Annotated in this window: 13 protein-coding genes; 10 read left to right on the top strand and 3 right to left on the bottom strand. The window is 68.5% G+C overall.

The genetic code is table 11. The features are described from left to right. Positions 1 to 7 precede the first annotated feature (7 nt). The gene (murC, locus tag MFF26_RS07785) at positions 8 to 1414 is read left to right on the top strand and encodes a UDP-N-acetylmuramate--L-alanine ligase (protein WP_137827824.1); all 1407 of its coding nucleotides are present in this window, start codon (positions 8 to 10) and stop codon (positions 1412 to 1414) included. Between the two features lie 16 nt (positions 1415 to 1430). Here murC and MFF26_RS07790 read toward each other — a convergent pair whose 3' ends face one another. Together MFF26_RS07790 and MFF26_RS07795 are read right to left on the bottom strand one after the other, a co-directional pair. Then, complete coding sequence (locus tag MFF26_RS07790) at positions 1431 to 1820, bottom strand: helix-turn-helix domain-containing protein (protein ID WP_137827825.1); 390 nt, start codon at positions 1818 to 1820, stop codon at positions 1431 to 1433. A gap of 10 nt (positions 1821 to 1830) precedes the next feature. Further along, the gene (locus MFF26_RS07795) at positions 1831 to 2088 is read right to left on the bottom strand and encodes a type II toxin-antitoxin system RelE family toxin (RefSeq protein ID WP_238307861.1); all 258 of its coding nucleotides are present in this window, start codon (positions 2086 to 2088) and stop codon (positions 1831 to 1833) included. Between the two features lie 44 nt (positions 2089 to 2132). Here MFF26_RS07795 and murB point away from each other — a divergent pair, with 44 nt between their 5' ends. The 9 genes from murB to recN all read left to right on the top strand — a co-directional run bounded on the left by murB (position 2133) and on the right by recN (position 12996). Next, positions 2133 to 3065 (top strand): UDP-N-acetylmuramate dehydrogenase, encoded by a 933-nt coding sequence (murB, locus tag MFF26_RS07800; protein ID WP_137827826.1) that lies wholly within the window; start codon positions 2133 to 2135, stop codon positions 3063 to 3065. Between the two features lie 32 nt (positions 3066 to 3097). Further along, positions 3098 to 3328, top strand: coding sequence for an AbrB/MazE/SpoVT family DNA-binding domain-containing protein (locus MFF26_RS07805; protein ID WP_137827827.1), 231 nt, complete (start codon positions 3098 to 3100; stop codon positions 3326 to 3328). Between the two features lie 369 nt (positions 3329 to 3697). Beyond that, positions 3698 to 4621 (top strand): D-alanine--D-alanine ligase, encoded by a 924-nt coding sequence (locus MFF26_RS07810; RefSeq protein ID WP_137827828.1) that lies wholly within the window; start codon positions 3698 to 3700, stop codon positions 4619 to 4621. Beyond that, entirely contained in the window at positions 4588 to 5529 is a 942-nt protein-coding gene (locus MFF26_RS07815) for a cell division protein FtsQ/DivIB (protein ID WP_137827829.1), read from the top strand. Before MFF26_RS07810 ends, MFF26_RS07815 begins: the two co-directional genes overlap by 34 nt. Positions 5530 to 5600: 71 nt before the next feature. Then, positions 5601 to 6923 (top strand): cell division protein FtsA, encoded by a 1323-nt coding sequence (ftsA, locus tag MFF26_RS07820; protein WP_137827830.1) that lies wholly within the window; start codon positions 5601 to 5603, stop codon positions 6921 to 6923. A 110-nt stretch (positions 6924 to 7033) separates the two neighbouring features. Beyond that, a complete protein-coding gene (gene ftsZ, locus MFF26_RS07825; protein ID WP_137827831.1) occupies positions 7034 to 8803 on the top strand; it encodes a cell division protein FtsZ in 1770 nt (589 codons plus the stop codon). 337 nt (positions 8804 to 9140) lie between these two features. Then, positions 9141 to 10088 carry a UDP-3-O-acyl-N-acetylglucosamine deacetylase gene (gene lpxC / locus MFF26_RS07830; protein ID WP_137827832.1) on the top strand — a complete coding sequence of 316 codons (948 nt, stop codon included), beginning with the start codon at positions 9141 to 9143 and terminating at the stop codon, positions 10086 to 10088. A 164-nt stretch (positions 10089 to 10252) separates the two neighbouring features. Then, positions 10253 to 11131, top strand: a complete 879-nt coding sequence (locus tag MFF26_RS07835; protein ID WP_137827833.1) for an outer membrane protein assembly factor BamD — start codon at positions 10253 to 10255, stop codon at positions 11129 to 11131. Positions 11132 to 11268: 137 nt separating this feature from the next. Beyond that, positions 11269 to 12996: a DNA repair protein RecN gene (gene recN, locus MFF26_RS07840; RefSeq protein WP_137827834.1), complete on the top strand. Its 1728-nt coding sequence runs from the start codon at positions 11269 to 11271 to the stop codon at positions 12994 to 12996. A 4-nt stretch (positions 12997 to 13000) separates the two neighbouring features. On the opposite strand, the gene MFF26_RS26560 is transcribed toward recN, so the two are convergent. Beyond that, positions 13001 to 13294 carry an RNA polymerase sigma factor region1.1 domain-containing protein gene (locus tag MFF26_RS26560; RefSeq protein ID WP_137827835.1) on the bottom strand — a complete coding sequence of 98 codons (294 nt, stop codon included), beginning with the start codon at positions 13292 to 13294 and terminating at the stop codon, positions 13001 to 13003. Between the last annotated feature and the right edge of the window lies 1 nt (position 13295).

Raw genomic sequence — 13295 nt, forward strand, 5'->3', positions numbered from 1 at the left:
TCGTGACATGAAGCTGCCCGAAAAGCTCGGCCCCATCCACTTCATCGGCATCGGCGGCATCGGCATGTCCGGCATCGCCGAGGTGATGGCCAATCTCGGCTACACGGTGCAGGGCTCCGACGCGAACGACAACGCCAATGTCCGCCGCCTGTCCGAGAAGGGCATTCGCACCTTCGTCGGCCACCGGGCCGAGAACGTCGAGAATGCGGCCCTCGTCGTGGTCTCGACCGCGATCCGCCGGGACAATCCGGAATTGGTCGAGGCCCGCGAGCGCCGCCTGCCGGTCGTGCGCCGCGCCGAGATGCTGGCCGAGCTGATGCGCTTCAAGTCCTGCGTCGCGGTGGCCGGCACCCATGGCAAGACCACGACGACCTCGCTCGTGGCGACCCTGCTCGACGCCGGCAACCTCGATCCGACCGTGATCAACGGCGGCATCATCAACGCCTACGGCACCAATGCCCGCATGGGCGCGGGCGACTGGATGGTGGTGGAGGCCGACGAGTCCGACGGCACCTTCCTGAAGCTGCCGGCCGACGTGGCCATCGTCACCAATATCGACCCCGAGCATCTCGATCATTTCGGCTCGTTCGACGCCATCAAGGACGCCTTCCGGCGCTTCATCGACAACATCCCGTTCTACGGCTTCGCGGTGATGTGCATCGATCATCCGATCGTGCAGGACCTCGTCGGCCATATCGAGGACCGGCGCATCATCACCTACGGCGAGAACCCGCAGGCCGACGTGCGTCTCCTCGACATCGACCTGAAGGGGGGGCAGAGCCGCTTCCGGGTCATGATCCGCGATCGTCGCCCCGGCTTCCGCCTCGAAATGCAGGATCTCGTCCTGCCGATGCCGGGCAAGCACAACGCGCTGAACGCCACCGCGGCTCTGGCGGTGGCCCACGAACTCGGGGTCTCGGAGGACGCGATCCGCAAGGCGCTCTCGGGCTTCGGCGGCGTCAAGCGCCGCTTCACCCGCACCGGGGAGTGGAACGGCGCCACGATCTTCGACGATTACGGCCATCACCCGGTGGAGATCGCGGCGGTGCTCCGCGCGGCCCGTGCCTCGACCGAGGGCAACGTCGTCGCCGTGGTCCAGCCGCACCGCTATACCCGGCTGCAATCGCTGTTCGAGGATTTCTGCACCTGTTTCAACGACGCCGACACGGTCATCGTCGCTCCGGTCTACGCGGCGGGCGAGGCGCCGATCGAGGGCTTCGACCGCGATTCGCTGGTGGCTGGCCTCAAGTCGCGCGGCCATCGCGACGCGCTGGCCTTGAACGCGCCGGACGATCTCGCCGGGCTGGTTGCCGGCCGCGCCCAACCGGGCGACTACGTCGTGTGTCTCGGCGCGGGCACGATCACCCAATGGGCCTACGCGCTGCCGGGGGAATTGGCGGCGTTGAAGGGGTGAGTAGTGTGAGCCGGTTTCACGCCTCGGCTGGCTCCGGCATCAGATCCTCGGCATCCACGCCGAGGATTGTTGCGAATCGCCCGTTGAGCGCGGGATCGGCCAAGCGCTCACCTCGCTCGATCGCTGCGAGCCAATCCGATGGGATGGCCGTTGCCTGCGCCAGCGCGTCCGCCGTCATGCCGCGCCGCTCGCGCCAGAAAGCCAGTGGGCTCGGCGCGGCGCGCAGGGCGTCGAGGTCGGCCTCATCCAGCAACTCCTCGGTGCCGGCCTGCAGGCGCGCTTCGGATGCATCGACGGAGCGGGCATCGAGCGTGTCCTCGGCGAGTTCTCGCAGCCGCTCGAATTCCGCCTCAGGCAGGATCACGATCGCCTCGCCCGACGGGGTTTGGGTGCGCACGATGGTCATCGGGCTCGTCCTATCCATAGATCGAGCCCCGCGGGCCGATCTCGTGGACAATGATCCGATCCGGCTCGATGGTGAAGACCGCGCGCCAATCGCCGACCCGCAGGCGGTAGCGTTCCGCCCCGCCTTTCAGCGCTTTGACGTTGTTGGCGAGCGCGGATGGGTCGTCGGCGAGCTGACGGAGCTTGCCGCGGATCAATTCCTCGCTATTGCGCGGCATCCGGCTCAAGACGCGCGCGGCGGCGCGGGTGAAGACCACGCTCTTGCCCAAACCCGCCTCCCGTCGATACCGACCGCTTCAGGCGACAGGCTAGCATGACTTCGAACCTCACTGACGCCATCCGCGCCGCCGCGCCGAATCTGCGCGGTCGTCTCCTCGAGAATCAATCGCTGGCCGACCTCACGTGGTTTCGCGTCGGCGGGCCGGCGCAGGTGCTGTTCAGCCCGGCGGATGAGGAGGATCTCTCGGTCTTCCTCGCCGCCCTCGACCCGGCCGTGCCGGTGACGGTGATCGGCCTCGGCTCGAATCTGATCGTGCGCGACGGCGGCATCCCCGGCGTCACGATCCGGCTCGGCGGCAAGGCGTTCGGTTCGATCGAGATTGACGGAGACTCGATCCGCGTTGGCACCGCCGTGCCGGATATGCGCCTCGCCAAGGCCGCGGCGGAGGCCTCCCTCGACGGCCTCGCCTTCTTCCGCGGCATCCCCGGCTCGGTCGGCGGGGCGCTGCGCATGAATGCGGGCGCCCATGGCGGTGAGACGACCGACGTGCTCACGCAAGTGCGCGGCATCGATCGGACGGGGGCGGCGCGCAGCTTCACCCATGCCGAGATGGGCTTCCGCTACCGCCATTCCTCGGCACCGGACGACGTGATCTTTACGGGAGCCACCTTCCGAGGCCGGGCCGGGAACCGCGAAGCGATCGAGGCCGAAATGGATCGGGTCACCGCCGCCCGCGAGGCCGCCCAACCGATCCGCGAGCGCACTGGCGGCTCGACCTTCAAGAATCCCGAGGGCGGCAAGGCCTGGCAGCTCATCGACGCCGCTGGGTGCCGAGGGCTGACCCGGGGCGGTGCCCAGGTCTCGGAAATGCATTGCAACTTCCTGATCAACCGTGGCGGCGCCACGGCCGCCGATATCGAGGGCCTCGGCGAAGAGGTCCGCCGCCGGGTGCGCGAGACGGCGGGCGTCGAGCTGCACTGGGAGATCAAGCGGATCGGTGTCGACCCCACCCAAGCAGACCGGTAGGATGTCAGACGTAGAGCCAAGCGAGCAATTCCGTGTCGCAGCCAGTCCGCACCGCCTATTCCAAGCTGTCGGAGAAGAGCCAGACGGTTCTGCCCGCCGAACTGCACGAGCGACTGAGCATCGGGCCGGGTGACCGGGTGCGCTACCTGTTCACACCGGACGGCGTCCACATCGATAAGGCGCCCGCCGAGGGCGAGGACCCGTTCGTCGCCTTCACCGAATGGGGTGGTCCCATCGACGACGCTGATTATGCCGATCTCTAGCCCCTCGTTCCGGGCCGGCACCGTCGTCGTGCCGTTTCCTTACTCGGACCGGCTGGCAGAGACGCGACGCCCTGCCGTGGTGATCTCGGGTGAGGTGGTCGGTCGAGCGGGCGTCGTGTGGATCGCCATGATTACGAGCGCACGCAACCGACCCTTTGGCCGACGAGCGGCCGATCCACGATCTCGCAGCGACCGGCCTCGTCGTCCCCTCCGTGGTCCGGCGAGTGAAGATCGCCTGCATCGAGCCTTCGCGGATCCTGCGCGCCGTCGGTGCTCTCCCCTCTGCGGCGACTGACGACCTGAGGACGCGCCTGCGCGCCCTTATCGGTTCTTCCCATCCCTGACCCTCACGACGCCCGGAGCCACCCCATGTCCAAGCACGTCGCCGTCCTGATGGGCGGCTGGTCCTCCGAGCGGGAGATCTCGCTCCGCTCCGGCACCGCCTGTGCCCGAGCCTTGGAAGGGGAGGGGTTCCGGGTGACGCCGGTCGATGTCGGGCCGGACATCGCCACCGTGCTGACCGCGCTCGCCCCCGATGTGGCGCTGAACGCGCTGCACGGACCGGCCGGCGAGGACGGGACGATCCAGGGTCTCCTGGAGATCCTGAAGATCCCCTACACCCATTCGGGCGTGCTGGCCTCGGCGCTCGCCATGCACAAGGAGCGTGCCAAAACGGTCATGAAGGCGGCCGGCGTGTCCGTTCCGGAGGGGCGCGTCGTTAACCGTCATGATGCGGCGAAGTCACACCCATTAACTCCTCCCTATGTCGTGAAGCCCATCGCCGAGGGCTCCTCGATGGGGGTCATCATCGTCCGCGAGGAGCGCTCGCATCCGCCCCAGATTCTGGCTTCGGATGCATGGACCTACGGCGAGGAAGTCCTTGCAGAGACTTACGTTGCCGGCCGCGAGCTGACCTGCGCCGTGATCGGCGACCGGGCACTTGGCGTGACCGAGATCAAGCCGGTCTCGGGGGAGTGGTACGACTTCGACGCAAAGTACGCCGGAGGGGGGTCGATCCACGTCCTTCCGGCGGACCTTAAACTAAATGTTTACCAGCGTGTCCAAGAGTTGGCGTTAACGGCGCATCAAGCACTGGGATGCCGTGGCGTCAGCCGTGCCGACCTACGTTACGACGATACGCCGGGGGGAACCGGCGCCCTCGTCGTGCTGGAGGTCAACACGCAGCCCGGCATGACCCAGACGAGCCTTGTGCCGGAGATCGCGGCCCATGCGGGCCTGAGTTTCGGTGAACTCGTCCGATGGATGGTGGAGGACGCTTCTCTCAGCCGCTGAACGCTTCCGGTCTCGGAAGCGGCGGAGCCCCCACGGGGTTCCGGCTGCGGCTGCCCCGGGTTCTGCGGCGGTTCTCCTCCGCCCGGCGCCTGCGCGCGGCTGCGCCGATCGAGCAGCGGGTTCCGCGGCTCGCCGGCACGGCCCTGATCTCCGGCCTTGCCGGTGCCGTCGCGCTCGCCGGTTTCGTGGCGAGCGGACGCTACGATGCCTTCACGGCCGAGCACGGCCGACCTCTCGACATCCTCGCCCGCATTGCCGGCTTCGGCGTCGAGCGCGTGACGATTTCCGGCATCTCCCGGATGTACGAGCGCGAGGTGCTGAGCGCCGCCGGAATCGACTGGCGCTCCTCCGTCCCCTTCCTCGATCTTGACAAGGCCCGCGAGCGCCTGCTCGCCGAGCCGCTGATCGCCAGCGTCTCCGTGCGCAAGATCTATCCCAATGAGATCGTCATCAATCAGGTCGAGCGGGAGCCCGCCGCCCTCTGGCAGCGCAACGGCGAGATCCAGGTGATCGCCGCCGACGGCACCGTGATCGACGAGATGCGCGACGAGCGCTACGTCAACCTACCCCTGGTGGTCGGGGAGGGGGCCAATGCCCGCCTTCCGGAATATCTGGCGATGATCGAGGCCGCCGGGCCGCTGGGCGCGCGCATCAAGGCCGGCACCTTCGTGTCCGGACGACGCTGGACCCTCAAGCTCGACGGCGTCGACATTCGCCTCCCGGAGACCGGGGCGGCCGACGCGCTGACCCGTCTGGTCCGGATCGAGCGTGAGAACCGCATCCTCGAGAAGGACATCATCGCCGTCGACCTGCGCATGGCCGACCGCGTCGTAGTGCGCCTCACGGAGGAGGCGGCCGCCGCCCGCGCCGAGAGCCGCAAGAAGCCGAAGAAGGGCACGCCCACATGAGCACGCCCCGTACGGCCCTTCGTTCCGCCCTTCGCTCCGTTTCCCGCCGCGTTTCCGCAAAGTAGCGTCCGATGCAGACCCCCCACTGCCTCACGCCGCGCCTGAAGCCGCTCTCCGCCCGCCGGAGTGCGACCATGTCGGTGCTCGATATCGGCACCAGCAAGGTCGTGTGCCTCATCGCCGAATTGCAGCCCGCCGAGGCGGTCTCGACCCTGCGCGGGCGCACCCATCTCGCCCGCATCATCGGCATCGGCCATCAGCGCTCCCTGGGGCTGAAGGGCGGCGCCATCGTCGATCTCGAAGCCGCCGAAGGGGCGATCCGTCAGGCGGTCCACGCCGCCGAGCGGATGGCCAAGGCCGAGGTCCAATCGGTCATCGTCAATATCTCCGGCGGCCGCCTCGCCTCGCAGCATTTCGAGGCGCGGGTGAACGTCCGCTCCGGCACCGTCACCGGCGCCGATGTCGAGCGGGTGCTGGAGACCGCGAGCGCCCACGGCGTGAGCCCCGGACGCGCCGTGCTCCACGCCCTGCCGACCGGCTACGCGCTGGACGGCCAGGGAGCGGTGATCGACCCGTCGGGCATGATCGGCGACGCACTCGGGGTCGATCTCCATGTCGTTACGGCGGAGGCGGCCGCGGCCCGCAACCTGATGCTGGCGGTCGAGCATTGCCATCTCGGCGTCGATGCCGTGATCGCCACCCCCTATGCCGCGGGCCTCTCGGCGCTCGTGGACGATGAGGCGGAACTCGGCTGCGCGGTCGTCGATATGGGCGGCGGCACCACCAGCGTCGGCGTCTTCACGGGCGGCCATCTCGTCCATTGCGACGCGGTCGCGGTCGGCGGTCACCACGTCACCATGGACATCGCCCGGGGCCTCTCGACCCGCGTCTCGGTCGCCGAGCGGCTCAAGACGCTCTACGGCTCGGCCATCGCCACCGCGTCCGACGAGCGGGACATGATCGCGGTCCACGGCGTCGGCGAGGACGAGGGCGAGGCGCCCTCGCACGTTCCGCGCTCGCAGCTGGTGCGCATCGTCAAGCCGCGGGTCGAGGAAGTTCTCGAACTCGTTCGCGACCGCCTGCGCAACGCGGGCTTCGGCGCTCAGGCCGGCCGCCGGGTGATTCTGACCGGTGGCGCCAGCCAACTCGTCGGCATGCCCGAGACGGCGCGGCGCATCCTGCAGGGACAGGTTCGCATCGGTCGTCCGCTGGGGATCCGCGGCCTGCCGGAGGCCGCGAAGGGCCCCGCTTTCTCGGCCTCGGTCGGGATGCTGGTCTACCCGCAGGTCGCGCATGCGGAGCATTTCGAGCCGCGGGGGCAGGGCGCCTTCGCCGGCACGGGAACGGACGGATACTTCTCACGGGTCGGTCGCTGGATCCGCGAAAGTTTCTGAAGAACGACCCGCCCGGCCGGAAGGTGAAGGGCGGCACAGACATCAGGGCAGGCGTCCCCAGGACGTCGATCAGGCAATCGCTTAAAGCAGTCACGAAGGGCACGACCACCATGGCCATCTCTCTTCAGGCACCCGACATCCGCGAGCTCAAGCCCCGCATCACCGTCTTCGGCGTCGGCGGCGCCGGCGGCAATGCCGTCAACAACATGATCGAATCGGGCCTTCTCGGCTGCGAATTCGTCGTGGCCAACACGGATGCCCAGGCCCTGACCTCGTCGAAGGCCGAGCGCGTCATCCAGATGGGCATCGGCGTCACGCAGGGCCTCGGTGCCGGCTCGCATCCGGAAGTCGGCTCGGCGGCCGCCGAGGAGGTGATCGACGAGATCCGCGATCAGCTCTCGGGCGCCCACATGGCCTTCATCACCGCCGGCATGGGCGGCGGCACCGGCACCGGCGCGGCCCCGGTCATCGCCCGCGCGGCACGTGACATGGGCATCCTGACGGTCGGCGTCGTGACGAAGCCGTTCCAGTTCGAGGGCATGCGCCGGATGCGCACCGCCGAAGCCGGCATCCAGGAGCTTCAGGCGGCGGTCGATACCCTGATCGTCATCCCGAACCAGAACCTGTTCCGGGTCGCCAACGAGAAGACCACCTTCGCCGACGCCTTCGCCATGGCTGACCAGGTGCTCTACTCGGGCGTCGCCTGCATCACCGACCTGATGGTCAAGGAAGGCCTGATCAACCTCGACTTCGCCGACGTCCGCGCGATCATGCGCGGCATGGGCAAGGCGATGATGGGCACGGGTGAGGCCTCCGGTGAGAACCGCGCCAACCGCGCGGCGGAAGCCGCCATCGCCAACCCGCTCCTCGACGACGTGTCGATGAAGGGCGCCCGCGGCCTGCTGATCTCGATCACCGGCGGCAGCGACCTGACCCTGTACGAGCTCGACGAGGCGGCGACCCGCATCCGCGAGGAAGTGGATCAGGACGCCAACATCATCCTCGGTGCCACCTTCGACGAGAGCCTCGACGGCATCATCCGCGTCTCGGTGGTCGCCACCGGCATCGAGCCGGCGCTGATCTCGGCCGATTCGCCGAACAACCCGGAAATCGCCCAGACCGAGCAGCGCATCGCCGAAGTCGCCGAGCGTCTGCGTGCCGAGGCCCGCGCCCGGGCGTCGGCCGCGCTCTCGCCCGCCAGCCAGACCGCCGCGCCGCTCCACGTCCAGCGTCCGGCCCCCGAGCCCCTGCGGGTCGAGCAGGCTCCGGCGCCCCGTCCGGTGATGCCCGAGGCGACAGCACCCGAGCCCGTGCGCGCCGAGACCTTTCGTCCCGAGCCGGCCCCGATGATGCACCATCATGACGTGATGCTGACTCAGGCGCCCGCCCGCGTCGCCGCCCCGGCCTACGAGCCGCCGGCCCCGGCCGCCCCGATCCAGGAGACGGCTTCCCTCGGTGCCGGCCCCTACGTGCCGCCGCGTCCGCAGCTCGCCCGGCCGCCGCGCATGCCGCAGATCTCGGACCTGCCGCCCCACACCCAGGCGCAGATTCTCAAGAGCCGCGGCGATGAGCAGGCGTCCGAGCCCGCCCAGGACTCCAAGCGCATGACCCTCCTGCGCCGTCTCGCCACCGTCGGCTTCGGCGGTCGCCGCGAGGAGGCCGAGGCCGCCCCGATGCCGCCGGCCCCGCGCGCCGCTGCCCCGGCGCCGACGATCCCGGCCCCGCGGGTCGAGCACGCGGTCCGCGCCCCGGCGCCCCAGGCGCCGCAATACCGCCCGGCCGCCGGCAATCTCGATCCCCAGGGTCGTGCCATGCCGCCGCGGATGATGGAGGACGATCAGCTCGAGATCCCCGCCTTCCTCCGTCGTCAGGCGAACTGAAACCAGCCCGGCTGACGGCCTGACGCGTCGCGTCAGGCGTCACTGGGACATTTCCGCCACAGACCCGGGACCGGAAGGTCCCGGGTTTAGCTGCTTGTTAAGACACTGATGCTCAACTGTTTTTCAATGTTCGTGGCAAAACCGTGGCTGTAACAGACCGTAAGAATCCGTGATTTGGCCGGTCTGTGCACCGCAGTTATACCACCTGCGGAACGACAGAAGGCGCGAACGGCGGCTACAGCCGGAGCGCTCGCAGTGGCTTCAAGCAGCGGACGGACTTCTCGCATCGCGCCAGATTCAAGGGTGCGCGGGAAGGATCCTGGCCGAGGGCTAAGGTATGCGGACGAACCAACAAACAACGATCAAAGCGTCCGTGACCCTGACCGGCATCGGCGTCCATTCCGGGAACCCGGCGGAGATCACCCTCCACCCCGCACCCGCCAATCACGGTATCGCCTTCCTCCGCACCGGAACGCCCACCGGCAACGACCGGCTCATCAAGGCCCACTACGCCTGCGTTTCCGCCACCGAACTCTGCACCGTCATCGGCGATAACGAGACCGGCGCGGTCGCCACCATCGAGCACCTGATGTCCGCCCTCTACGGTCTGGGCGTCGACAACGTCCTCGTCGAGATCGACGGGCCCGAGATGCCGATCCTCGACGGCAGCGCCCGCCTCTTCGTCCAAGCCATCGACGGTGTCGGTCTTAGCCCCTGCGGTGCGACGCGCCGCTGGATCAAGGTGCTGCAGCCGGTCCGGATCGAGGTCGGTCGCGCCTTCGCCGAACTCCGCCCGATCGATCGCGGCTTCCGCCTCGACGTGGAGATCGACTTCGAATCCCCGGTGATCGGCCGCTCGCGCAAGGCGATGGACCTCACCCCGGCCGCCTATCGCCGCGAGATCGCGGGCGCCCGTACCTTCGGCATGATGAAGGACGTCGAGCGCTACTGGAAGGCCGGCTTCGCCCTCGGCGCCTCCCTCGACAACACGGTCGCCGTCGGCGAGACCGCCGTCGTCAATCCCGAGGGCCTGCGCTACCCGGACGAGTTCGTCCGCCACAAGCTGCTCGATGCCGTGGGCGATCTCGCCCTGGCCGGCCTTCCGCTCCAGGGTGCTTACCGCTCCTATTGTGGCGGTCACCGCATGAATGTCGGCATCCTCCAGGCCCTGTTCGCCGACCGCGCGAACTACGCCATCGTCGAGGGCCAGAACACCCGCCGCGAGCCGGCCCGTGCCGAGTACGGCGCCGCCCTAGGCCTCGCCGCCTTCGCCGCCGAACTGTAACCGGTAAGACACAGGTCCGCTGCTCCGGCGCTGCACACGGGATTCCTTAACATCTCGTGGGAACCTGCCGCTTTCGCGCCAGAATCGGACCCCAACGCTAGAGCCTGCGCGTAGGACGCGTGCCCCCTCTCGGGTGGCCCGTGCCTGACAGGGATTTGACCGCGATGCCTCTGACCTTCCCGACCCGTGGCGCGATGGCGGCCGTGCTCCTCAGCCTCGGCGTCGGCCTCGGCGGCTGCGATGCCCTCGATCCGACTAATTTGTTCGCCGAGAAGTACAAGCCCGAGGCGGTTCCGGATACGCCGGCCGACAAGCTGTACAGCGACGGCTTGGCGAAGATGGAAGACCGCGACTTCGAGGGCGCTTCCAAGACCTTCGACCAGCTCGACAAGCAGTACACCTACTCCGACTGGTCGCGCAGGGCGCTGCTGATGACCGCCTACTCGAATTACGAGGGCGCGAAGTACGACGACGCGATCACCGCCTCGAAGCGCTATCTTCAGCGCCATCCCGCCAGCAAGGACGCGGCCTACGCGCAGTACCTGATGGCGATGTCGCAGTATAAGCAGATTCCGGACGTGACCCGTGATCAGGAGCGCTCGGAGCGCGCCCTCGTCGCGCTGCAGGAGCTCGTCCAGAAGTACCCGAATTCCGAGTACACAAACGACGCCAAGTCGAAGATTCAGATCACCCGCGATCAGCTCGCCGCCAAGGAGATGGAGGTCGGTCGCTTCTATCTCGAGAAGCGGTCCTTCCCGGCGGCGATCAATCGCTTCCGCGACGTGATCTCGAAGTATCAGACCACCCGCCACACAGAGGAGGCCCTCGAGCGCCTCGTCGAGGCCTATATGGCGCTCGGCATCACTGCCGAGGCGCAGAATGCGGCGGCCGTGCTGGGCCACAACTTCCCGGACAGCCCGTGGTACAAGGACGCCTATGCGCTCCTGCAGACGGGTGGCCTGGAGCCCCGCGAGGAGAAGTCCTCCTGGCTCAGCCGCGCGTTCCGTACCGTGACCGGCCAGAAGACCGCATCGGCCAACTGAGTCGGATCGGCGCAGATCGAAGCGAAGGGCGCGGCGTGGGCTGCGCCCTTCGCTTTTTAGGGTGAAGTCCGGCGCGTGCCGCCGTATGAGACGCCGTCCATTCCAGGATTGATCCACGCAGGAATTCTCGGCGCGGCATGCTCGTCCAGCTCGCGATCCGCGACATCGTACTGATCGACAAGCTCGACCTGACCTTTTCCGGGGGGCTCACCGTGCTCACCGGCGAGACCGGTGCGGGAAAGTCGATCCTCCTCGACGCCTTCGCCCTTGCCCTGGGCGGTCGCGGCGATGGCGGGCTCGTGCGCCACGGGGAGTCGCAGGGTGGCGTCACCGCGGTCTTCGATGTGGCGATCGACCATCCGGCCCGGGCGATCGCGGCGGCGGCCGAGATCGACACCGACGGCGATCTCATTCTGCGCCGCACGCAATTTGCCGACGGGCGCACCCGTGCCTTTGTCAACGATCAGCCCGTCGGCGTGCAGACCATGCGCGCGATCGGAACCGCCCTCGTCGAGATTCACGGCCAGCACGACGATCGTGCGCTTGCCGATCCCACCACGCACCGAGTGATCCTCGATGCCTTCGGCGGCCTCCAGGGTCCGCTGGCGGCGGTCGCGACTGCCGCCAAGCGCGTGCGCGCCGCGCGGACGGCCCTGTCGGAGCAGCGAGCGCGGGTCGAGGCGGCGCAGAAGGAGGCCGACTTCCTGCGCCACGCCGTGGAGGAACTCGGCAATCTCGATCCGCAGCCCGGTGAGGAAGCGAGCCTGGCCGAGCGCCGGACGGTGATGCAGCAGGGCGAGAAGGTCGCCCGCGAGTTGAACGAGGCGCTGGAGCTCGTCGGCGGAACCGGCTCGATGGTGCCCCACCTCTCCTCCGCCGTGCGCCGTCTGGAGCGTCGCGCCGCCACCGTACCGAGCTTGGTCGAACCGAGCATCGCCGCCCTCGATGCTGCCCTCAACGCTCTGGATGAGGCCCGCAGCGCCCTCGATGCCGCTGTGCTCGCCGCCGAATTCGATCCACGCGAATTGGAGCGCGTCGAGGAACGCCTGTTCGCCCTGCGGGCAGCCTCTCGCAAATACGCCGTCCCGGCCGACGATCTCGCCGATCTGCGCAGCCGCTACGACGCGGATGTCGCCGCCCTCGATGCGGGCGAGAAAGCTCTCTCCGGGCTGGAAGCCGAACAGAGCGCGGCGGAGACGGCCTATGAAGCGGCGGCCAGGAAGCTCGGCGACGGGCGTCGCCGCGCCGCCAAAGCCCTCGATGCGGCGGTGCAGGCCGAACTCCCACCCCTGAAACTGGAGGGCGCTCGTTTCATCACGCAGATCAGCGTCGATGAGGCATCGCGCGACGCATCGGGGACCGAGCGGGTCGAATTCTGGGCGCAGACCAATCCCGGCACCCGCGCCGGTCCGATGATGAAGGTTGCCTCCGGCGGCGAACTGTCCCGCTTCATGCTGGCGCTGAAGGTGGTTCTGGCCGGCAAGGGTTCGGCGCCGACGCTGATCTTCGACGAGATCGATACTGGTCTCGGTGGCGCGGTCGCCGACGCCATCGGTGCGCGGCTCGGGCGCCTGGCCGCTCAGGTTCAGGTCGTGGCCGTCACGCACGCACCGCAGGTCGCTGCCCGTGCGGGCACGCATTTCCGGATCGCGAAGGACAGTGTGAAGGGCGAGAAGGGGGCGGCCAAGGGGGTGGCCAAGGGCGCGGCGAAGGGTGTGAAGGCGGAAGAGCGCGTCACGACACGTGTCGTCGGTCTTGCCGCCGATGCCCGTCGGGAGGAGATCGCCCGGATGCTCGCCGGCGCAACCATCACCGACGAGGCCCGTGCGGCCGCCGCCCGGTTGTTGCAGGCGGCGGAAAATTGAACCGCTAATCGCCCTCGTCAAGTTCGATGCCGTACTCGGCCAGAACCCAGAAAATCGCTTCGAGATCGTCCGCCGTCACATCGCGGGGCGGCAATGCCTCTTCGAGATCATCATACGTCAAGGACCGTCGCCGCTCGGCATCGGCCTTGGCGAGCAGCCGATCGACCGTCATGCGGATATCGGCCGGCAGGGCGTCGTGACTCGGCAGCACCATCCCACCCGCTGGGCGGAGGGCGTCGCTGAGCAGGCGATCGATGATCGCCTGCCGACGCGCATAGGCTGCATCCGGTCCATCCATG

Origin of the sequence: Methylorubrum suomiense (assembly GCF_022179765.1) — a bacterium.
GTDB classification, from domain to species: domain Bacteria; phylum Pseudomonadota; class Alphaproteobacteria; order Rhizobiales; family Beijerinckiaceae; genus Methylobacterium; species Methylobacterium suomiense.